Origin of the sequence: Psychrobacter sp. TB15, assembly GCF_000511655.1 — a bacterium.
GTDB lineage: Bacteria > Pseudomonadota > Gammaproteobacteria > Pseudomonadales > Moraxellaceae > Psychrobacter > Psychrobacter submarinus.
The window spans coordinates 58,854-80,415 of record NZ_AYXN01000032.1; the positions used below are offsets into that span (position 1 = coordinate 58,854).

General features: G+C 46.1%; 19 protein-coding genes. 12 read left to right on the top strand and 7 right to left on the bottom strand.

Features of this window, described 5'->3' with window-relative positions; genetic code table 11:
• Nucleotides 1-80 precede the first annotated feature (80 nt).
• Nucleotides 81-758, top strand: a complete 678-nt coding sequence (locus tag W234_RS0107850; protein WP_025646310.1) for a TIGR00730 family Rossman fold protein — start codon at nucleotides 81-83, stop codon at nucleotides 756-758.
• A 157-nt stretch (nucleotides 759-915) separates the two neighbouring features.
• Here W234_RS0107850 and W234_RS0107855 read toward each other — a convergent pair whose 3' ends face one another.
• Nucleotides 916-2,523 carry an FAD-dependent oxidoreductase gene (locus W234_RS0107855; RefSeq protein ID WP_037059379.1) on the bottom strand — a complete coding sequence of 536 codons (1,608 nt, stop codon included), beginning with the start codon at nucleotides 2,521-2,523 and terminating at the stop codon, nucleotides 916-918.
• Nucleotides 2,524-3,335: 812 nt separating this feature from the next.
• On the opposite strand from W234_RS0107855, the gene W234_RS0107860 reads away from it, so the two are divergent.
• The gene (locus W234_RS0107860; RefSeq protein ID WP_025646314.1) at nucleotides 3,336-3,608 is read left to right on the top strand and encodes a type B 50S ribosomal protein L31; all 273 of its coding nucleotides are present in this window, start codon (nucleotides 3,336-3,338) and stop codon (nucleotides 3,606-3,608) included.
• Nucleotides 3,609-3,732: 124 nt separating this feature from the next.
• Here W234_RS0107860 and W234_RS0107865 read toward each other — a convergent pair whose 3' ends face one another.
• The 4 genes from W234_RS0107865 to W234_RS0107880 form a co-directional block, all read right to left on the bottom strand.
• Nucleotides 3,733-4,590, bottom strand: a complete 858-nt coding sequence (locus tag W234_RS0107865) for an SGNH/GDSL hydrolase family protein (protein WP_025646316.1) — start codon at nucleotides 4,588-4,590, stop codon at nucleotides 3,733-3,735.
• Nucleotides 4,584-5,990 (bottom strand): nicotinate phosphoribosyltransferase, encoded by a 1,407-nt coding sequence (locus W234_RS0107870; protein WP_025646318.1) that lies wholly within the window; start codon nucleotides 5,988-5,990, stop codon nucleotides 4,584-4,586. The genes W234_RS0107865 and W234_RS0107870 overlap by 7 nt, the downstream gene beginning before the upstream one ends.
• A gap of 123 nt (nucleotides 5,991-6,113) precedes the next feature.
• Nucleotides 6,114-7,160, bottom strand: coding sequence for a bifunctional nicotinamide-nucleotide adenylyltransferase/Nudix hydroxylase (locus tag W234_RS0107875; RefSeq protein WP_025646320.1), 1,047 nt, complete (start codon nucleotides 7,158-7,160; stop codon nucleotides 6,114-6,116).
• A 134-nt stretch (nucleotides 7,161-7,294) separates the two neighbouring features.
• On the bottom strand, nucleotides 7,295-8,221 hold the full coding sequence (locus tag W234_RS0107880) for an alpha/beta fold hydrolase (RefSeq protein WP_025646322.1): 927 nt from the start codon (nucleotides 8,219-8,221) through the stop codon (nucleotides 7,295-7,297).
• A 429-nt stretch (nucleotides 8,222-8,650) separates the two neighbouring features.
• Between W234_RS0107880 and nfuA the strand changes: the two genes are divergently transcribed.
• Complete coding sequence (gene nfuA / locus W234_RS0107885) at nucleotides 8,651-9,352, top strand: Fe-S biogenesis protein NfuA (RefSeq protein WP_025646324.1); 702 nt, start codon at nucleotides 8,651-8,653, stop codon at nucleotides 9,350-9,352.
• Between the two features lie 234 nt (nucleotides 9,353-9,586).
• Nucleotides 9,587-10,894: an O-acetylhomoserine aminocarboxypropyltransferase/cysteine synthase family protein gene (locus W234_RS0107890; protein ID WP_025646326.1), complete on the top strand. Its 1,308-nt coding sequence runs from the start codon at nucleotides 9,587-9,589 to the stop codon at nucleotides 10,892-10,894.
• 137 nt (nucleotides 10,895-11,031) lie between these two features.
• Here the strand turns inward: W234_RS0107890 and W234_RS0107895 are convergent, their stop codons facing one another.
• Nucleotides 11,032-12,051 (bottom strand): adenosine kinase, encoded by a 1,020-nt coding sequence (locus W234_RS0107895; protein ID WP_025646328.1) that lies wholly within the window; start codon nucleotides 12,049-12,051, stop codon nucleotides 11,032-11,034.
• 83 nt (nucleotides 12,052-12,134) lie between these two features.
• The gene (gene rsmI, locus W234_RS0107900; RefSeq protein ID WP_025646330.1) at nucleotides 12,135-13,082 is read right to left on the bottom strand and encodes a 16S rRNA (cytidine(1402)-2'-O)-methyltransferase; all 948 of its coding nucleotides are present in this window, start codon (nucleotides 13,080-13,082) and stop codon (nucleotides 12,135-12,137) included.
• 103 nt (nucleotides 13,083-13,185) lie between these two features.
• On the opposite strand from rsmI, the gene W234_RS0107905 reads away from it, so the two are divergent.
• The 8 genes from W234_RS0107905 (at nucleotide 13,186) to hisC (ending at nucleotide 21,551) form a co-directional block, all read left to right on the top strand.
• Nucleotides 13,186-13,704: a YraN family protein gene (locus tag W234_RS0107905; protein ID WP_025646331.1), complete on the top strand. Its 519-nt coding sequence runs from the start codon at nucleotides 13,186-13,188 to the stop codon at nucleotides 13,702-13,704.
• Nucleotides 13,705-13,979: 275 nt separating this feature from the next.
• Nucleotides 13,980-14,849, top strand: a complete 870-nt coding sequence (locus W234_RS0107910; protein WP_227501945.1) for a BON domain-containing protein — start codon at nucleotides 13,980-13,982, stop codon at nucleotides 14,847-14,849.
• 255 nt (nucleotides 14,850-15,104) lie between these two features.
• Entirely contained in the window at nucleotides 15,105-16,070 is a 966-nt protein-coding gene (locus tag W234_RS0107915) for an alpha/beta hydrolase (protein WP_025646335.1), read from the top strand.
• A gap of 238 nt (nucleotides 16,071-16,308) precedes the next feature.
• Nucleotides 16,309-16,560 carry a BolA family protein gene (locus W234_RS0107920; RefSeq protein ID WP_037059357.1) on the top strand — a complete coding sequence of 84 codons (252 nt, stop codon included), beginning with the start codon at nucleotides 16,309-16,311 and terminating at the stop codon, nucleotides 16,558-16,560.
• Between the two features lie 107 nt (nucleotides 16,561-16,667).
• Entirely contained in the window at nucleotides 16,668-17,936 is a 1,269-nt protein-coding gene (gene murA / locus W234_RS0107925; protein WP_025646338.1) for a UDP-N-acetylglucosamine 1-carboxyvinyltransferase, read from the top strand.
• Between the two features lie 137 nt (nucleotides 17,937-18,073).
• Nucleotides 18,074-18,769: an ATP phosphoribosyltransferase gene (gene hisG, locus W234_RS0107930; RefSeq protein WP_025646340.1), complete on the top strand. Its 696-nt coding sequence runs from the start codon at nucleotides 18,074-18,076 to the stop codon at nucleotides 18,767-18,769.
• 199 nt (nucleotides 18,770-18,968) lie between these two features.
• The gene (hisD, locus tag W234_RS0107935; protein ID WP_025646342.1) at nucleotides 18,969-20,264 is read left to right on the top strand and encodes a histidinol dehydrogenase; all 1,296 of its coding nucleotides are present in this window, start codon (nucleotides 18,969-18,971) and stop codon (nucleotides 20,262-20,264) included.
• Nucleotides 20,265-20,450: 186 nt separating this feature from the next.
• Nucleotides 20,451-21,551 (top strand): histidinol-phosphate transaminase, encoded by a 1,101-nt coding sequence (hisC, locus tag W234_RS0107940; protein ID WP_025646344.1) that lies wholly within the window; start codon nucleotides 20,451-20,453, stop codon nucleotides 21,549-21,551.
• The last annotated feature ends 11 nt before the right edge of the window (nucleotides 21,552-21,562 follow it).

Here is a 21,562-nt window from a genome sequence, read left to right on the forward strand (position 1 = left end):
CCGATACGCCAGTAGTGCTCATGCAGTATGAATAAACATTAGCCTAAAATAACAGTTAAATAAATATAGGACATATTATGATGCAAATGAAGATCAACAATGAAAATTATGAAGTCATTACCAGCAATGATATCTCAAACATAGAGCAGGCCGTCGATAAATCTAGCTTAAGTATGCCTCTAGTGGCGGTCTACTGCGGTTCGCGCTCGGGTAATAGCGAGATATATGAGCAGGCGGCGCGTGAGCTTGGTCGCGCTTTAGCCCATAACGGCCTAGGTTTAGTCTATGGCGGCGCTAGCATCGGGCTAATGGGCGCAGTCGCGGATGAAGTTATCAAAGGCGACGCGCAAGCGGTTGGAGTGATTCCAACCTTTATGCTCAAGCACGAGATTGCTCATCAAGGTCTCACTCGCCTGCATCTGACCGATACTATGCACACGCGCAAGACGGTGATGGCCGAATATGCTGATGCCTTTATTACTTTGCCTGGCGGCCTTGGTACGCTTGAGGAGATTATGGAGATTGCCACATGGCGTCAGCTCTATCAGCACGAAAAACCAATGATTATTCTTAATATAAATGGTTTTTATGATCGTATGCTTGAGCATCTTAAGTTCACCACTGAGCAGGGCTTTATGAAGCAGCAAGATCTAGAGCGCTTAGTCGTCTGTAACACTATTGGGGAGGCAATTGAGCTGCTACAAACCATCGTCACTATCGACGATGAGGTCGATACCAAAAAGATGGTTGGCAATTAAACTGAGTGGCTACTCAGCTCTTAAATCCAGTTTTTAAATCTAACCCTTTAACCTAGTTATCTTAATAAAAAAGCGACCATTACAACGAGTAACGGTCGCTTTTTTATAGTCAGTCTTATCGATATGGTTATTAGATAAGAGTATGAAAACAATAAACCTAAACCTCAGCGGTCGTCAGACTATCTAAGGCCAACTCGCTAATTCCGTGGTTGACGCCTGCCATCGCTACAGGAAAACCGCGCTGTTGAGCGAGCTTTTGGGCCATTTCGTGGACATCTGCGCTATCGTTGCGCGCTAAATAAGCCCAGTCATGAGTATAGCGAGCAGTGTTAGCGGCTAAGTCTTTATCTAACACTCCGATCTCTAATAACTGAGCGACGATTTCGTCAGCGGCGAGTAAAGTCGAGGAGGCTTTGACATTTTCAGCGCGCGCATAGTGTAAGTGCTTATAGAGGCTGACATCCGCTACGCGCAAGGTATCATCTTTACCGGGTATTTGCTGTCCACCGTACAGAGCATTGCCTACCGTACGCGCACTATTAAAGGTCGGTACAAACTCAGCCACATACTCAATTGCTTGCTGACTACGAGCTTGCAGGGGCGCTTTGTCCCAGCCATCTTCGATATAATGCAGATATTGGGAAGGCAGTTTTGGCTGCGCGCTGTTTTCACTAGAAGCCACTAAGCCATCATCGAACAATGTAATCGCTTTACTCATACCATGAATCTGAAAATAGCCGCCGGGGTAAGGCGTCAGCTGTGCCATTCCTTCTGGCGTGCCGCGTGCACCATATACGATGATCTCAGGGATCTGTCCGCCCGCATCTTCCCAATGAGTAATATAAGAGGATTTGAACTCGACCATACGCTCCACATCTACCCCGACCATATCGTCGATAATACCGGTGCGAAAGCCGCAGGCATTGATTAGATAGTCGACTTCGATGGACTCAATAGCATTTGCATTCTTGCTATCTACTAAACTCATCTCAGACTTATCATCATTATCAAACGGTTTGGCGCGATGTTTTACGGGCTCATCATTGTGCTGATAGTCAATTCGCCATTTGCTGACATGATGATTGGCATTATTACAGTCACTGCATTCAACGGCGTGCACTTGTGCAACTTGGGTATTGGTAAAGACATGGGCATTGTCATAACCTTCGAGAGCCAGCTGCGCTGAAGCGGCAAGGCGAAAGATATTCCAGCCATATTCTTGTACGACAATAAGTGGGTATTTGACTTTATTGAGGTCTAAATGTTTAGCCACTGGAATGACCCATTCATCGAGAGTCTTCGGTACTGCGACTTGCTCACGTTCAGACAGCTCGATTAAGCGCTCATGGCTATAGAGCTGATAGTAATCTTCAGGCTCGCCAAGCACCTTATTGTTAGGGTCTTGAGCAATCAAGTCGCGATAAGCTTGGGTCAAAATATCAAGACGCGGCAATAAATCCTCAGGCAAACCCTCATCTCGTGTCGGTATCGCAAACACTGTAGGACGGACATCGATAGTGTAGGGATACAAGCGCAGGATATCGATACACTGCTTGAGTAGCGCCACGCAGTCCTCATCAGGAATCTCGCGGTATAAGTTGCCACCTGCATGTAGATGACACATAGGCGGACCATCGATTAAAGAGGTCTTTTTTTCAAACAAATAGGTCTCAAGACCTAAAGCGGCAAGGCGAATCGCAATAGTAGCGCCGGCCGTACCGCCGCCTAAGATACCAACGCGTTTAGATGCCGTTTTTTCACCCATCAGCGGCTGGCTCGCAAAAGGGCTAGTAAGGGGGTCAGGCGGTGTGCTTACTTTTTTGTCATGGGATTGAGTCATTATTCTGCTCTTATTATTTTAGCGTCGTCAACGGCTACGGAGTATTGATATTTGCTGACTAGAGTTGGAGAAATAACGGTAGCTCATTACTTGTGAGTACTCAGTGTTTTAAGCTCATAGACGCTATGGGTTTAAAGCTATGGGTTTAAAGCTATGGGTTTAAAGCTATGGGTTCAAAATAGTCATATATAAAAGATATGCGTGCGCAACAGGCTAAGTTCAATGGAAAACAACAACTCTATGCGTCATTAATTACTTAAAGGTAATAACAAAAATTATGAAGCTGCACTTATCATGTAGGATTATATTTTATAAAAAACTAAAGAAAGTATCAGAGTAAATACGTAAGTATATGCATTAGTTTTGTCAGTAAAAATAGAAGAAGCAGGAAGATAACAGTACTGAATATGAGGGTCATTATAATCCTCAAGCTTTTACTATGCCGCTAATATTTATGTCGCTTTTATTTATATCGCAAATACTTATACCTTTGATAATGAGCTGGCATGGACGTTAAGCACAGCTCACGAGACACCACTTGCATCAAAATCCAAAAACCGTTAAAATCGCGGTTCAATTTTCCCGCTGGGGAAAGGCTAAGAGAGCAAAAGTGTGGTGTTGGATGCTGGAATAAGCCAGTGATGCAATGGCTAGACTTACAGATGTGCTTAGTGCCTCAGTTACGTATGCTTAAAGCTTCAATAAGCAGGCATACATCGGACTTAAGAGAGTTTATTATGCGTAAAGATATTCACCCAAATTACCAAGAAGTTCTATTCCACGACACTAACGCTGACGTGTATTTTTTAACTCGTTCAACAGCAAAAACTAAAGCGACACGCGAGTATGAAGGCAAAGAGTATCCTTACTATCCGTTAGATATCTCAAGTGCCTCACATCCATTCTACACCGGCGAGCAGCGTAAGAGCTCTACCGAAGGCCGTGTGGCAAGCTTCAACAAACGCTTTGGCGCGTTTGGTGGTCGTAGCAAAAAAGCAAAAGCTGAATAATTGGCTTTTACTGAACGAAAAGCTAAAGCTTGAGTTCAAGCACCATTCAAAAAAACCGCTGAACAATCAGCGGTTTTTTTATGCAAAAATAGTTTTTTTATGCAAAAATAATAGTTTTTATCTGTTATGCGGTGCTAGAACGGGTAGCCGAGGGGTCAAACAGTTCCGCTATAAGCTCGGCTAACTGCTGCGCCCAATAGCCATACATCAGGCTGCTCGGATGAAAACCATCATCAGCAAACATGACTGAGATATCAATAGGCGCACCATTTGCATGCTCATCTATCATCCGCGCAAAATCAGTCGCCATGTACGTCACGCCATCGTGAGCATGACAGACTTGCTGCAATATGTCATCGAGCTTTGCTGCTTTACTCCCTACAAAATGACTCAAAGGCGCAGGCAATGCTGGCATTTTCTCCATTTGCGGCAATCTGGCAAAGATCAGCTGCCGCACGGCAAATTTACGCTGAGCAATAGCAATAATAGCTTCGAGCCGCTGCTGCCACTCAGCCGCTGCGACCTTGGATGTCGTATCATTAACCCCAACACTGATGACCATGACATCAAGTGGCAGACTGGGTTTAGGGATGACATATAAGCGGCGCAAAATATCAAAGCTCGTGTGTCCCGTTGTCGCCTGTACTGACCAACTCAGTGTAGCAAACTGCTGGCCAAAGCCTTGATTACCCAACGCTTGTTGCTGTAGAGCAGGTATCAGTTGACCTGCTAGCGCATCTTGTTGGGTTTGGCTGCCCACTCCAGCTGCCGCCGAATCACCGACCACCATAACGCTTAAGGTATGGTCATTGTCGTTTGTTATTTGCTGGACGGCGTCAGTAAGCTTAACTCGTCCATGACGCTCGCCCTCAGGCTCAGGCAAGCGCACCGTGTCGCGTTTGACCTTGTAGCCTTGATATAGATAGATTGGCGCTAGCAGCATCTCTTTTGCCGCGCCAGCTATTGTAGTCGTCGCTACCATCCTGTACGCTCCCGAATCGTAGTTAAAGTATCATCAATAAGTAGTTTGCCATCGACATAGACATCGCGTAGTAAGCTTTGAGCGGTGTTATCAAGGTTATCAAGCTCATCTACTGTAATGGTTTTTAGCTGACCGCTGCTATCTTTTATCAAGGCCAGTCGGCCTTTTTTTGAGCGCTTTGAGTGACTGGTGACAGGGTCTTTGTAGATATCTATCCATTTGCCATCGATACAGATAGCGCTGGCTTTCATCGCCCAGCTCATCGTGTCGCGGTTGACTTGTTGTAGCAGACCGCCACCCATACCAAAGGTAATATTCTCCGCGCTAAAACCGGCATCCATTACCGCATTGATGATTTTGCCTAAGCTTTGCGCATTGATACCATCGCCTTGAATAATGCGGACGTAATTTGGCAACACTTTATAGCCTTTGCTATTGATAGTGGTGCCAAATTTTACCGCTAAGCGCTCTAACGCTTCACGGACAACCTTAGTCGGCTCACCGCTATCAGGACGAATGACTAAAGTACCGCCCATGTTTTCAACCGCTTCTTTTAGCTCATCGCCCCAGATGTTGTCGATAGCGTTCCATAAGTCGTAACTGTCAGAGACCACCGAAAAAGCTTTGTCTGGACCGCCGAATTGTTCAATCATATTGGCAAAAGCAGCGGTCTCGCCATCGCGGCCCCAAGCAGTCATGGTACTGTGCTCAGCAGCAGGAATGGAGAAAGCGGCCATCTGTTTATCCATACCATACCAGCGACTAGCTGCGACCAAAGCGGTCATCGAGTCGGTACCTGAAAAGTTCACTAAGTTCGCCAAACTACCCAGCGCTACCGACTCAAAACTCGACGCCCCACGAGCGCCAAAATCATGTAAGCGAAAGGGTAGAGAGTCCGTAGTATCGGCAGATTTCTCAAGCGCCTTACGGATAATAGTCTTACAGTAGTAAGAAACGCTCGCCACCGTCGAGGGATACCAAATCGCGCGTAGCAGCGCAGTTTCGATATAGCTTGGCAGCCAATAAAACTCAGGATCGGTATTGACGATCTGACAGACGACATTAGAGACAGGGACGATACTGCCTTCAGGTACCGCTTCGATACGTAGTGGCAGATAGCCGCCGTGTTTTTCTAGCAAACGCTCCCAGCCTGTACGATTAAAGGTCAAGCCGTGCGCTGTTATCACCAGCTCAGCTTCATCGATATCTTGCTGAGTGATTGGGCGACTTAGATACTCCTTAATAAAGGCTTGTAGACCGAAAAAGACCACATCGTAGTCGCCTTTTCGTGCTTCGACATAGCTTGACATATACTCGCTTCCGGGCGGATATTGCACCCAGTGTGAGGTTTTGTAACTATCAGAATTTAAAATTAAATTGTTGAAATTACTCGTGTACATCACAGAACTCCTCTGCTTTTTGATGTCGCTGTTTGCTTTGTAAACAAGTTACGACGGAATAAGCCTTTGCCGTCTATCGGCTTAGGCATTGAAAATTTTTTATGGAGACGCCTCAATGATTCACTAAAGCCCGACCATCTTAGTAATAATCGCATAATGATCTTCAAACATCATTTTGGCATCAAGCTCAGCTAGTGGTAGCCAAAAAGCATGAGCCGCATCATCTCCGCCTTTCACTTTTGGCAGACCTTTGGCGTCGTTTTTTAATTGTAAATAAAAGGCTTGGGTCAAGGTACGACCACGGGCAGAGCGGTACGGATCATCGAAGGTATGCTGACTATGAAATGAGCCGCGCAGTACTGGCTCTGGGACTTTAAGGCGCGTCTCCTCGCGCAGCTCGCGAATACAAGCATCAAATAAGGTTTCTTTCGGATTGAGAAACCCGCCCGGCAGTGCCCAAAGTCCGCGCCCTGGCATACTACGGCGCTCAACGAGTAAGATATGCCCTGATTGCACCACCAGTGCATCAGCGGTCATAAAGGTCGGCGGGTAGGGGGCAGATTCCCATTGTTTTTTATATTTATCAATGAACCCAGCCTCTTCATGCAAGCGCTGATACTCAGCCGTTTTATTGAATTCTTTTAGCACATCACGTGTGGACTCAGGAGTACGCTCAGGAGTTGGCATCGCACCCATCAGATAGCTATCACGAATAGGCGTCGCTGATAGGTTTTGATAATTAGGCACTGAGACTGACGCCCAGTTAGGGAATAAGGATAAGTAATAAGAAGAGCTGTCTTTTGAGTGACCAATAAGGCCGATATCTGCTTGTAAGTCGCCCGTTACCGATTTGACGCTTGCCTGTACATATTTGAGCCAGCGCGTGTCATTGTAAAGCGCATCATCGAGCGCCACGCAGTGAATACGCGCCGCATCTTCATCGCTATACGCGCCCTTAATCATCGCGGTACGCTCATCTACCGAAAACGGATTACGTAGGCTGCGTGGCAAGTTAGCAGAACCTATTAGCATAATGACATTATCTGCCCGCTGTAGCGCTTCATCAATGACCGCTTTATGTCCGCAATGAAAAGGCTGGAAGCGTCCGATAAAAACTAGATATTTATAGTGCTTATTATGGTTAGTATTGGCTGCTGCGGATACGTTCATAAACCTTTTTCCCTACGACAAGCTTATTAGTTATTACTCAAAAAATGCTCAATGACGCTAATACTGACACAAGCGCTTAGCAGCTGACAAGTGTAAAGATGTTTTGTGCCACTGACCGTCATAAACAATGGAAATTAGTGGCTATATTTTTCGATCCAAGACGCTACTGTTGGCCAGATCTCCGCTGCAGCGTTACGGCTCATCAGTACCCGCGTATGATCGTAGTCCTCTAAATGCCCGCTGGATTTGGCGTACTCTATAAAGACATTATCAGTATTGGCAAATTTATCAAAAAACAGCTGACAGCCCTGAGTTGGGGAGATAAACCGATCGCCTTTACCGCTGATCGCATAGATAGGCGTCGTAATGTTTGCCATGCCTTGGCGATAATCAAAACGCTCATTTGCAGGCTTAAGCTGTTTATCGATGTCTTTATTTTTTATAAAGCTACTTTTAAAATTTTTTTGTAGGTTCCAGTCATACCACTGGGTCATCGTATAGTAGCTTTCGTTAAAAGGACCGAGACCGAGCTTTTTGGCAGGGATATAGCCAAGCACTTTAGTGAAGGCTTTTGCTGCAAGGATTTTGGTATAACTGATAGGGTTTAGGACAGCGCCAAAGGCTTGACAAGCAAAGGTGCTGATACTATTAATCCGTGTGATGTAGCTGGAATTTTGTACTAAAAACATGGCCAGTCCCACACCGCCGCCACTATGGGTGACACAGTGCAGGTTGGTGAGTTTGCGCTCATCGAATAAATAGCGAAAAGCCGCCTCATAATCATAAGTGGCTACAGTTTCGAAGTTAAATTTATCTTTGGGTTTGCTGCTATGACCATGACCGCGCCACTCCATAATGTAGCAAGTATGTCCAAGACCTGCGAGATAGCTTGCGATACCTAGACAGACTTTTTTGTCAGAGAAGGTGCCATGAGTCAAAAAAATATTTTGTCTCGTTATTGCTGCGCCTGCCTGTTTATGGGTAGTTTCATCAACAACCTCCCAAACGGCGATCTGTTCGCCATCTTTGCTGGTGACTAAGGTTAAGTCTTCATAGATCATAAATTACTGGCTTGTAAAGAGAGGGAGAAGGCATACACTCAGTGGTTATTAGCTTAATACAAATAATAAGCCGCTTAAATAACGAGTCATCATATCTTATAACGTTAGTCTCTTGATAATCCACATTAGCGCCTTAATATAGAGAAAGTAACGATGACGATCAAATCAAGTCCAAATCACAGTAGCAAGGTCGGAATTGACGTCTATTTAAGTTATAATAGCGTTTAAAGTCTTTATTCAGCAAAAAAATAGTTCGCAAAAATGCTACGGATTAAAATCATAATATACCCTGATATTTTTGCGATAAGTTAATTTTGACCCTAATCGTTTAATGTTTTTACAATTAAAACCGTTTTAATGATAAGTATGCAAACTGACGACATTAAGGTGCCCAATCAGGCATCGGTGTCTTAACGTACAGGAAATACTATGAGTAATCAAAACCCAACCGCAAGTGCCCCTACCAGTAATGAGGTAAACAGCAATGAAGCAGAGTTTGAGTCTGCACTTGATACCGAGCAAGCTGAAGCTAAAAGTAATATTACTATTACCGAGTCGGCGCAAGGGTATCTAGCTGAGTTATTATCTAAGCAAGATACCGACGGTATCGGTGTGCGTATCTTCGTGGAGCATCCAGGCACGCCGCGTGCTGAGTGCTGTATGGCTTACAACCAGCCCGGCGAAGAAGATAGCGCTGATCTAAAGCTCAGCTATGATAATTTTGCAGCCTTTATCGATGCCGCCTCAGTGCCTTACTTAGAAGATGCGGTGATTGACTACAATAAGGATCGCTTTGGTGGGCAGCTGACTTTCCGTGCGCCGAACTCGAAAGTGCCAAAAGTAGGCGCGGATGCTAGTATTGAAGAGCGTATCAACTATGTGCTGCAATCAGAGATTAACCCAAGTCTTGCCGCGCATGGTGGTATGGTTGATCTTATAGAGCTGATTGAGGAAGAGGGCGTTGGCTTGACTGCAGTACTCAAGTTTGGCGGTGGTTGTCAGGGCTGCTCAGCAGTCGATATGACGCTTCGTCAGGGCGTTGAAGTACAGCTCAAGCAGCAGATTCCAGAGCTGACACAGGTAGTGGATGAGACCGATCATACTCGTACCGAAAACGCATATTACAAATAAGGTCTTAGAAAGCATAAGATAAGATTAAATGATTACTTATGAAATATATTCATTAAGTAATAAAAAAATCGCTATTCTTTTCATAAGGAAGCTGGGTTATGATTAACTCAGCTTTTTTTATGCCTAACCTTTGGATATCACTAAATAGGCTCTTAATCCGGAGGTTTTTTAGAGGTTTTAACGAACGGACGAAGCACAATTAACTAACAGAGCACAATAAATAAGGAGCACGTTATGAGCGAGGAAAATGCAGAAAACGGTAGTCATAATCAGCGTCTAGAGACACTAGCGATTCATGCCGGCTACAGCGTTGAGCAGACCACTAAGGCAGTTGCCGTACCGATTTATCACACAAGCTCCTATGCTTTTGATGATACTCAGCACGGCGCTGATCTGTTTGATCTAAAAGTGGCGGGCAACATTTATACTCGTATCATGAACCCGACCAATGCGGTATTAGAGGAACGAGTTGCCGCGCTCGAGGGCGGTATCGGCGCTCTAGCAGTCGCCTCTGGGATGGCAGCGATTACTTATGCGGTGCAGACCATCTGTGAGATGGGCGACAATATCGTTGCGGTATCAACCTTGTATGGCGGTACTTATAACTTCTTTGCCCATACGCTGCCGCGTCAAGGCATCGAAGTACGCTTCTTTGATCATAAAAATCCTGAGGCCATTCGCGATCTGATCGATGACAAAACCAAGATGGTATTTGCTGAGAGTATCGGTAATCCACTGGGCAATATTATCGATATCCAAGCGGTAAGTGACATCGCACACGAATATGGCGTGCCAGTAGTCATTGACAACACAGTGGCTACCCCTGCTATTTGCCGTCCATTCGAATACGGCGCTGATATCGTCATTCATTCACTCACCAAATACATGAGCGGTACAGGCACCTCTATTGGTGGTGCTATTGTCGATAGTGGACAGTTTAACTGGGGCGATCATCCTAAGCGTTTTCCACTATTAAATGAGCCAGATGCCAGCTACCATGGCGTGAATTTTGTCAAAGACGTGGGCGCGGCGGCCTTTATTGCTCGCGCTCGGGTGGCACCGCTGCGTAATACCGGTGCCGCGCTTAGTCCGCTCAACGCCTTTGGAATCTTGCAAGGCATTGAGACTCTAAGCCTACGTATGGAGCGCCATGTCGAGAACGCGCAAGCGGTCGCTGAGTACCTAAAGGGTCATGACAAAGTCGCTTGGATTAAATATGCAGGCCTTGCCGATCATCCTGATCATAAGCTCGCGCAAAAATACATGAAAGGCACGCCGTCAGCTATTTTGACTTTTGGTGTAAAAGGTGGCCGTGAAGCTGGCGCGCGCTTTATCGATGCGCTGCAGCTGATTACGCGTTTGGTCAATATCGGCGATGCCAAGTCGCTGGCAAGCCATCCTGCGACGACCACGCATCGTCAGCTCAACGGTCAAGAGCTAGAGCAAGCGGGCGTCACTGAAGATATGGTGCGCTTGTCGATTGGTATTGAGCATATCGAAGATATCAAAGCGGATCTTGAGCAAGCTTTGGCTAAAGCTTAGCGCTTTATATAGCTCTCTTTATATCTTTGGTTAGATAAAATGATTCGCTAAAATAAAAATCCCATCTCGCAATAGAGATGGGATTTTTTTAATACTTAAGGTTAATAGCACTTAAAGCAAAAAGTAATCAAAGCTATTTAAGCAGTGAGCACCCGCCGCGCTATATCTTTATAGACTTGTGACTCTAGGCGGGGACCGAACTGCTGAATCACTTGCGCTGATACCTCACCGGCTAGACGCCCACACTCAGGCAAGGAGTAGTGCTGCGATAAGGCATACAAAAAAGTCCCTGAGTAATTGTCTCCGGCACCATTGGTGTCGATGACGTCGATAACCTTTGGCGTAGGGACTTTGTGAATATCGATACTATTCTGCTTATCAGATTTGTGCGCGATGATCGTATCATTAGCGCCATCAGTGACTACCGCAATTTGGCAGTAGCTCAGGAGTGCGCGAGCGGCGGCTTTGATCTGCTTTTTTTCAGTGAAGAGCTTGGCCTCTTCGCTATTACAAAATATCACCGCAACTTTATTACCCAGCATGTTGAGTAGGCCTTCTTTGGCAAACTTCACTACCGCAGGGTCAGCGAAACTGACGGCTATTTTAGCGTTATGAATACCGGCCTGTTGGCGCAGCTTAGTCATAGCCGGCTGAATACCTTCTGACATGGCAAGATAGCCTTCTAGATAGAGCCAATCCGCCTTGGTTAGTGCCTCAAAGTTGACGTTTTCCTCGCTGATATCAGCAGAGGTACCAAGATAAGTCTGCATGGTACGCTCGCCATCATCGGTCACCGCTACCACGCAGGAGCCGGTGACGCCGCCTTTATGTATCGAGCGCTCTGAGGTGGCAACGCCGGCGTTATGTAAGTCCTCTAAGTAGAATTGTCCGGCTTCATCATCGCCGACGCGGCAGGCATAAAAAGGCTTGCCGCCAAGGCTTGCAAAGGCATACATAGCATTAGCCGCTGAGCCGCCGCCCGCTTGTTTTGACGGTTCGATATCAGCCAACTGAAAGTAAGCCAGCAATTGCTGCTGCTCTTCAAACGCCGCGAGCGTCATGTTTCCTTTGGTTAATTCCGTCTCTTCTAAGGCGGCATCGCTCAACACATATTCGTGATCGACCAATGCATTGCCTATTGCTATCACATCGTACATGACTGACTTCTCCTAATTGAATGCTAGAGCGCTATTTTAAAACAAACGCATATAAATACAGACTGTTGTTATCGTAACGGATGCTAAGCTTGTAGCTCAAGTAAACGCTGATATAAGGCATTTTTTTTGACCCCAGTGATATCGGAGGCTAAGCTTGCCGCTTTTTTTACGGACAAGTCTTTGAGTAGGCGCACTAATAGCGCATCATGGATACTCATGTCGTCGCTATCTTGAGCGCTAGCCTCACCTGCGACAACGACGACTATTTCACCGCGCTGCTGATTGTCATCGGCTTTGACAAACTCAACCAAATCGCCAAGCGTCGTTTTATGCACTGTCTCAAAAGTTTTGGTCAGCTCACGGCAAAAAGTGACGGCGCGATCATGACCAAATACTGCGGCCATATCGCTCAAGCTTGCGACAATACGATGCGGCGCTTCATAAAATATTAAGGTTTCTGTCCGCGCTTTTAGTGCCTCTAACTGCTTTTGACGACCATGAGTTTTGGCATTTAAAAAGCCAATGAAGCTAAATCTATCGGAGGGCAGACCTGCGACCGAGAGCGCAGCGATAGCCGCAGAGGCGCCAACGATAGGGGAGACAGTAACATCAGCATCATGAGCGGCCTGTACCAATTGATAGCCGGGGTCACTGACCAAAGGCGTACCGGCATCGCTGATTAGCGCGACACTGTGACCTTGCTCGATCATCTCAATGATTTTGGGCGTTTGAATCGCGCTATTATGCTCGTGATAGGCCCAAAGTTTATTATGGCCTTTTTTATGTGTGTCGCTTTGTACGAGTGCTTCTGTCTTATCATTCTTACGATTATCATCACTCTCATTGGCCTTGTCAGCTTTAGTGTCGATACCGAAATGTGACAACAGCTTACCTGAGGTGCGAGTGTCTTCGCAGGCGATGATATCGACTTGTTTTAAGATATCAATGGCATGCGCAGTCATGTCAGCAAGATTGCCTATAGGGGTGGCAACGATGTACAAACACGCTGGCATCTTTGTAAGGGTGGACATGAAAACCTCAAATCGTTATAGATCATTAGAATAAAAAGTTAAACTTATGGGCAAGTAGTGCCGCTTAGCAAAAGTAAAAACGGTAAAACCTAGCTAGTTTAGCATGTTGTGCTATGATAATTCTGAAATGTTGCGCAGACTAATCAAGGCTATGAGCGATAAAAAGCCCAATAAAAAACCAGAACATAAACCGCTACTATTGACCTCGCCCAAGCAGCGCCAAGGCAGTCATTATGAGCGGCAAGCGTGTGAGTTTCTGCAAGCAAAAGGGCTTATCTTGATTGCTCAAAACTGGCAACAGCCCAAAGTAGGTGAGCTTGATTTAGTGATGCTAGAGACGGGTAAAGCTTGGTCGACTTTAGTATTTATCGAAGTGCGTCAGCGCCGAGTATCTGACTTTGGCGATGCCGCGCTTAGCATAACAGCGGCTAAGCGTAATAGGATTGTTAAGACCGCCAAGTATTTTTTACAGCAACATCCTAACTATGCCAATTATGAGTGCCGTTTTGATGTCATTGCTTATAATACGTATACGACTGATAATTATAATAAGCCAAGAGGCGCGGCGTGCAGTGCGAGGCCAGAATGGCTACAAGGGGCCTTTACAGCACAGGCTTGGTAGCCAAATACCTGTTTAGTAACGCCTAGCCATCAACGCCTAACCATCAACATTTAGTCATCAGTGCTTGCGATGAAAAATCGTTCATCAGGTACTATAATATAAGGGCTATAAGTTAAATCGCTAACAGATATCGTTACCAAAAACCTAACTACTCACGGCGAAAATTAAGTAAAGTAGCTAGACTCTTAAAGGCTTATGCAAATCATAAAATCGTATCTATCACGCCTAACAATTACGCTTAACAATCATGCACCAAGAGGTCAATAATGATAAGGATGTCCCCGCTCACTGCTCTCTCAAACGCTCTAAGTCATCAAGTAAGTCGTCAAACGTGTGCCAAGATGATGATGACAAGCTTAGTGATGGCTAGCTTGGCGATAACCGGCTGTACGACTAACTATCTAACCAATAGTACTAATGGTACTTATGGCGTACCGGTCACTGAGCGTACTATTCCGCAGCGCCTGCTCGATCGTAGTATAGAGCACACGGCCAAAATTAATGTCTACGGTTTACAACAAGATTTGCAGCAAAACAGCCGGATGAGTATAGATAGCTTCAACAGTGAAGTGCTGCTGAGCGGGGAAGTTCCTACTGAGGCGCTCAAAACGCAAATAGAGCAAGTCGTCAAGTCGATGCCTGACGTGCGTAAAGTCTATAATGAGCTAAACGTCAGTGTCGCTCGCGGTTATAGCTCAACCGTGCAAGATGGCTATATCACCTCCAAGCTACTGGCAAAAGTCGCGGCGAGCGATGGGGTAAAATCCTCGCAGCTCAAAGCGGTCACCAATAACGGCGTGGTGTATATCATGGGCCGTATGACGCCAACGCAGCAAAGTAACTTAATCGATATTGCTAATGATACAGCCGGTATCACAGAGCTTGTGCTATTTACAACCTTAGTCAATGATATAGGCGCGACTATCAGTGGTGAGGACATTATGACTGACCCGACTTTGACGAATAACGTAAATGTCACGATACCGCAAGCCACCGCAGTTATTAGGACTCCAGCACCAGTCTCTACTAATAGCGCGATTATTGAGCCTACCCCTGATAATGCGCAGCCTATTAACGCTCCTGTAGAGACGCCGGCAGCGCCTAGATCCTCTAGTCCTTATATTGATCTGTATCAAGACCAGTAGCCGCTAGCATAACCTGAACATTGACGATATGTTCCTACCATTTGACTGGCAGCTTTAAAGTGTTGTTTTCACAAGAATGCTAACCATTATCACAGGATTTATCTGACGCCATCACCTTTAACTCTTAAGCTATTTACTGTCATTGAGGTAATAGTCTTTTAAAGCTCGCAGTTCAGTATTTTCAAAAGTGCAAGAATAAGAAAATCTATCTTCTCAACCTTAACGGATAAACCCAGGATAACAGGACAGTAGACCATGAAGCAGCCAGCCGATACGCCCCAATCAGCGAGTGACCCGTCTAAACCGTCACGTCAATTTAAGCTCGTCAAGATGGGAGTGACGGCCGTGACCTTGTTTGGCGGTGTGATGCTAGCTACTCAACAAGCACAAGCGCTATCCGCATTGGCGATAGTCAACGGTCTGACTGCGAGCGGCGGTGTTACGGTCAGTAAAGACATCTTATATGGTGATGAGTCAGCGCAGGACTTAGATGTTTACTACCCTAAGCCCTTAGCGCAAGCGATGAGGTCTCAGCAAGAGATTGCCCAGACTTATCCTATGGTCGTTTTTGTCCATGGCGGCTCGTGGGAAAGTGGTAGTAAAGAAGAATATGCCTTTGTCGGTCAAAGCTTAGCTCAGGCCGGTTATGTCACAGCAGTGATTAATTATCGCAAAGCGCCCAAGCACGTCTATCCTGATTTTGTAGAAGACACCGCGCAAGCTGTCGCGTGGAGTTATAACAATGCTACAAGCTTGCATGCAGATCCACAGCGCTTAGCGGTGATCGGACACTCAGCTGGCGCGTTCAATGTAGTCGCGGCTATGTCCAACGAGGATTTTTTAGCGCCTTACGGTGTGAGCCCAGACGACATCGCCGCTGTTATCGGTATCGCCGGACCTTATAGCTACGACTTTCGCAAGTATGGCGGCTCTAGCGCCTTTGCCAATGATGCCACCCCCGATGAGGTGATGCCTGATCGACAGCTTAAAGGTCCTCAGCCGCCTTATTTATTATTGACCGCCGAGAATGATGAAACCGTTCATGACACCAATACAGTGAAGATGACTCAGGCGCTAAAAGACTACGGCGCTGCGGTTGAAAACGGCGTGATCAAGGGTGCGAGTCACGCCACTAGTATTGGGGCGATGGCGCCACCACTGCGCTGGGTCAATGATGTGCGGGCGCAGGTGTTGGGCTACTTAGACAAACAGCTAAACTAAAAACCTGAATTAAAAACCTGAGCCTTCTGAGCCTATTGATAAAATCGCACATGGTTTGAGTGCTTCAGCGCTAGCTAACGGTGTTGTTTTATACGCCGCTGATAGCTAGCGGGCCGAATAATTACTGCTTGATAATAGTGTGCTAGACAATACTGTAAGAGAGTCAAACTCTTGTTATAATGTCGCACGCCCAATAAAAATACTGAAATAACACTTCTTAAATAATACAGGATACGTTATGAGCATGAACGCTGATGATTTGATCGCATTTTTACAACAGCACTATCCAGACGCTTTTATTCAAGCTGCCAATCAAGGTAATAAGTTTGATGTACGCGTGGTGGATGCAAGCTTTGAGGGCAAGCGTACTGTACAGCGCCAACAAGCTATCTATGCTCTAGTTAATGACAAGATTGCAAGCGGTGATATACATGCGCTCAATATTCAAGCCTTGACGCCAAGCGAGTGGGAAGTGCAGTCCAAAGGCTAAAGCGCCGCACCTAAATTAGCTTATTCATTCAGCGTACTAGCTGACATTCATAAGCTCTTTTTAGTGTCTTTTACTTATTATTATAATTACCCTTAGGTTATCATTTTATGGATCAATTCTTAATTACCGGCAGCAGTCGTATCGCAGGTGAAGTTACTATCTCCGGTGCTAAAAATGCCGCTTTGCCGTTATTGGCGGCGATGATATTAGCCGAAACACCAACGACTCTGCACAATGTGCCTTCCTTACAAGATGTACGCACCTTGGTTCGACTAATCGGTGGTATGGGAATCGATATCCATAAAGATGGCGATACGGTGACTTGTGATACTGCGAGCATAGATAATTTCTATGCGCCATATGACTTAGTGAAAACGATGCGCGCTTCTATCTTGGTGTTGGGGCCACTGCTTGCTCGTTTTGGTGAAGCTGAAGTATCTTTGCCAGGGGGCTGTGCGATTGGTTCGCGCCCGGTCGATCAGCATCTAAAAGCCTTTGAAGCGATGGGAGCTGAGATTAGTGTCGAAAATGGCTATGTCAAAGCGCAAGCGCCAAAAGGCGGCAAGCTGATCGGCTGTAATTTTTCGTTCGATATGGTGACCGTTGGCGGTACTGAGAACGTCATTATGGCAGCCGCTTTGGCCAAAGGAACGACAGTGCTTGGTAACTGTGCACTCGAACCAGAAGTGGTCGATTTGGCCAATATGCTTGTAGCAATGGGCGCAAAAATAAGCGGCATTGGCACCGCGACGATGACCATTGAAGGCGTTGAGCGCCTGCATGGCTGCGAGTATTCGGTGGTGCCTGATCGTATCGAGACTGGTTCTTATCTAGCCGGTGCATTGATGACGCGCGGTGATGTATTAGCCAAAAAAACATCAGCTGCATTGTTGATTCCTGTACTCGAGAAGTTTGAGTCGATGGGCGCTATCATTACCACAGGCGACGACTGGATTCGCGCGCAGATGAGTATGCGCCCGCAGCCGGTTAATATTCGTACCCAGCCGCATCCAGGCTTTCCTACCGATATGCAAGCTCAGCTCATGGCGATATCCTGTCTTGCTGATGGTACAAGTACCTTTATTGAAAATATCTTTGAGAATCGCTATATGCACGTGCCAGAGCTCAACCGTTTGGGCGCCTCCATCCAAGTTGATGGCCATACGGCAGTAGTCAAAGGCGTTGAGAATTTCACCGCAGCGCCGGTGATGGCAACTGATCTGCGTGCCTCTATGTCGCTTGTGATGGCGGCGGCGTCAGCGGAAGGTGAAAGCCTGATTGACCGTATTTATCATATCGATCGCGGTTATGAAGATGTCGAAAATAAACTACGCGCTTTAGGCGTTAACATCGAGCGTATCAACAGCAACGACTGATATTGATAATAAAAAGCTGACTGAAGGACAGTCCATAAGACTGCTATAGAAGACCCTTTAGTCGACGCTGAATGTATAACATTGACATTAATTGCTTAAATGTTATCGAAACTCTATAAATACTATGACTGAAAATTATGACTGGAAATAATCAAAAACAGCAAGATAACGCTTTATTGAACGAAGTGGATAATGAGTTTAATGGTCTGACTTTAGCGCTTTCTAAAGGCCGGATTCTTGATGAAACCATGCCGCTGTTACAAGCCGCAGGGGTGGACTTGTTAGAAGACCCTAGTGCCTCGCGCAAGCTTATTTTTCCAACCACTCATCCAAATGTACGCGTTCTAATATTGCGAGCAAGTGATGTACCGACTTATGTAGAGCATGGTGCCGCTGACTTTGGGGTAGCGGGTAAAGACGTCTTGCTTGAGCATGGTGCCAATCATGTCTATGAGCTTTTAGACTTACGCATTGCGCAGTGCAAGCTGATGACCGCTGGCGTTAAAGGCGCTACTTTACCCAATCGCCGTTTACGCATCGCTACTAAGTATGTCAATGTTGCGCGCGCTTACTTTGCCAGTCAAGGCCAGCAAGTCGATGTCATCAAGCTCTATGGCTCGATGGAGCTTGCGCCTTTAGTTGGTTTAGGCGATTTGATCGTCGATGTGGTCGACACTGGTAATACTTTGATTGCAAACGGTCTTGAGCCACGCGATCATATCTGTGACGTGTCCTCGCGGCTGATCGTCAATCAAGTCAGTTATAAGCGCAAATTTGCCTTACTTGAGCCTATTTTAGATAGTTTTAAAGAGAGTATAAAAGCCACCTCTTAACAAGGTTTTAGCCATTAAAGGTTTTAGCCATTAATAATATCAAACCTTATTATTGAAGCGTCGCAACCCGTTTAGTGGCTCATCGTATATAGGGCGTGCTACACTAGTTTTACTCTACTCGCTTTTTTATAGGCTCTGCAAAAACTCATTACAGTAGCCCTAAACCGGTTTTGAAGTGTACCAACTATAGGAATCAGTTATGCGCCAAATGACGACTCAAGATAGCGACTTTGAGCAGCAGCTATCTACCTTGCTTGCTTTTGAGACCGTCAATGACGGCGATTTATTACAGACGGTTGATGATATTATCGCGCAGGTGCGTGCTCATGGCGATAGTGAAGTATTAGCGTTAACGCAAAAATTTGATCAACATCCTGCAACCACAATGCCAGAGCTTGAAGTCTCACAAGAAGCTTTAGTAAAAGCTTTTACCACGCTTGATACTGAAGTAAAAGAAGCGCTGAACACGGCCGCCACGCGAGTGAAGACGTTTCATGAGCGCCAAGTACAAGACAGTTGGCACTATGAAGACGAGCTAGGTAATCGTTTGGGCCAAAAAGTCACGCCGCTTGATCGCGTTGGTATCTATGTTCCTGGCGGCTTAGCCTCTTATCCTTCCTCAGTACTTATGAATGCTATTCCTGCAAAAGTCGCAGGCGTTAAAGAAGTCATCATGGTGGTACCTGCGCCTAATGGTGTGCTCAATCCTTTGGTACTAGCCGCTGCGCATTTAGCAGAAGTGGATCGGGTCTTTACGGTAGGAGGAGCGCAGGCGGTAGCTGCTTTGGCTTATGGTACTGAAACCATTCCGCAAGTAGATAAAATCACCGGACCGGGTAACAAATATGTTGCCGCGGCGAAGCGTGCCGTCTTCGGTCAAGTGGGTATCGATATGATTGCCGGTCCCTCTGAGGTGCTGGTTTATGCCGAAGGCGAGGCGGCTGATCGCGCAGACTGGCTTGCGATGGACTTATTATCGCAGGCTGAGCATGACCGTATTGCCCAAGCTATCTTTGTCACTACGAGTAGTGAGCAGTTAGCTGAAGTTGCGGCGGAGATTGACAAGGCGCTAGCAGAGTTACCTAAAGCCGATATCGCGCGCGACTCTCTCAAAAGCCGCGGCGCTTTGATACTGGTCAAAGATAGACAAGATGGTATGGCGCTGATTAACCGTATTGCACCTGAGCACTTAGAGCTGTCTGTTGATGATCCAGATAGCCTGCTTAATGAGGTGCGTCATGCAGGGGCAATATTTATGGGTCGTTATACGCCAGAGGCCATTGGTGACTACTGCGCAGGACCTAATCATGTCTTGCCGACTTCAGGCACGGCGAGATTTTCATCACCGCTAGGGGTGTATGATTTTCAAAAAAAATCCTCTATCATTTATTGCAGTGAAGGCGGCAGTAAGCCATTAGCCCAGACTGCTGATATCTTAGCGCAGCGTGAAGATTTAGAAGCGCATGCGCGCTCGGCTCGTTATCGTTACCAGTAAGGCTTTATCAATAGTTGAATAATAGCGCAAAAATACAAACGTAATAATAGATATAATAAACGATCTAAAACTAAAAAAAGTCGTCAAACCAGCGCTAATTTTAACTTGTTTATTAATTGAGGATTTCTAACAGTGTTACGATATGGGTAACAGGGTTGTTAGAGTAGAATAAGAGTAGGGTCATTTATGAGTGAATTAAAGGTAGATACTAGGCTATGGTCCGGTAAAGCGCGTAATTTATCACCTTACATTCCCGGTGAGCAGCCGCAGCACAATAACTTATGTAAGCTTAATACCAACGAAAACCCATTTCCGCCTTCACCAAAAGTTGCTGCAGCAATCAGCGCCGTACTTACCCAGCAAGCTGAAGAGCTGCGCTTATATCCTGCGCCTGAATCTGACGACTTACGTGGCGCTTTAGCGAGAGCTTATGACCTAGATATCAATCAAGTCTTCGTCGGTAATGGCTCTGATGAAGTGCTGGCGTTAATATTTGCCAGTTTTTTTATGAAAGAGCGGCCACTGCTAGCGCCGGATATCAGCTATAGTTTTTATCCAGTATATGCCCAGACTTTTGGAGTTGAGTTGGTAAAGATCGCGCTAGAAGCGGATTTTAGTATTGATCCTGATGCGTATCGTCAGCCTTGCAGTGGTATCATCATTGCTAACCCTAATGCGCCAACCGGCTTGTTACTTTCGCTTGCAGATATTCGTAAGCTTGCGAGCGAGCATCCCAATGCCACTATTGTCATAGATGAAGCTTATATTGATTTTGCACAAGCTGGCGCGACCGTTTCGGCGGTGAGCCTGATTAACGAGCTAGATAATGTATTAGTGACTCAAACCTTCTCAAAGTCACGCTCGCTCGCTGGCCTCAGAGTAGGGATGGCCTTTGGTAACCCTTCGTTAGTTGAAGCGTTAACACGCATGAAGAATAGCTTCAATAGCTATCCGTTAGATAAGCTGGCACAAGCTGGCGCGAGAGCTAGTGTTTTAGATACCGAGTACTTTGAGCAGACTTGTCAGCAAGTGATTGATTTGCGTCATTCTTTGACTGCCGAATTGAAGGCTTTAGGTTTTGAGGTGTTGCCATCACAGGCCAACTTTGTCTTTGCGCGTCCTCATGATGGTGACGCTATCGGTATAGCAAGCGCGTTACGCGAGCAAGGCATTATTGTCAGACACTTTGATACGCCGCGTATACAAGAGTATCTGCGTATTACGGTAGGAACCGCTGAGCAGCAACAGCGTCTTATTACCGCACTAAAGGAGCTAGCGGCTCAATAAAAGCACTGAGT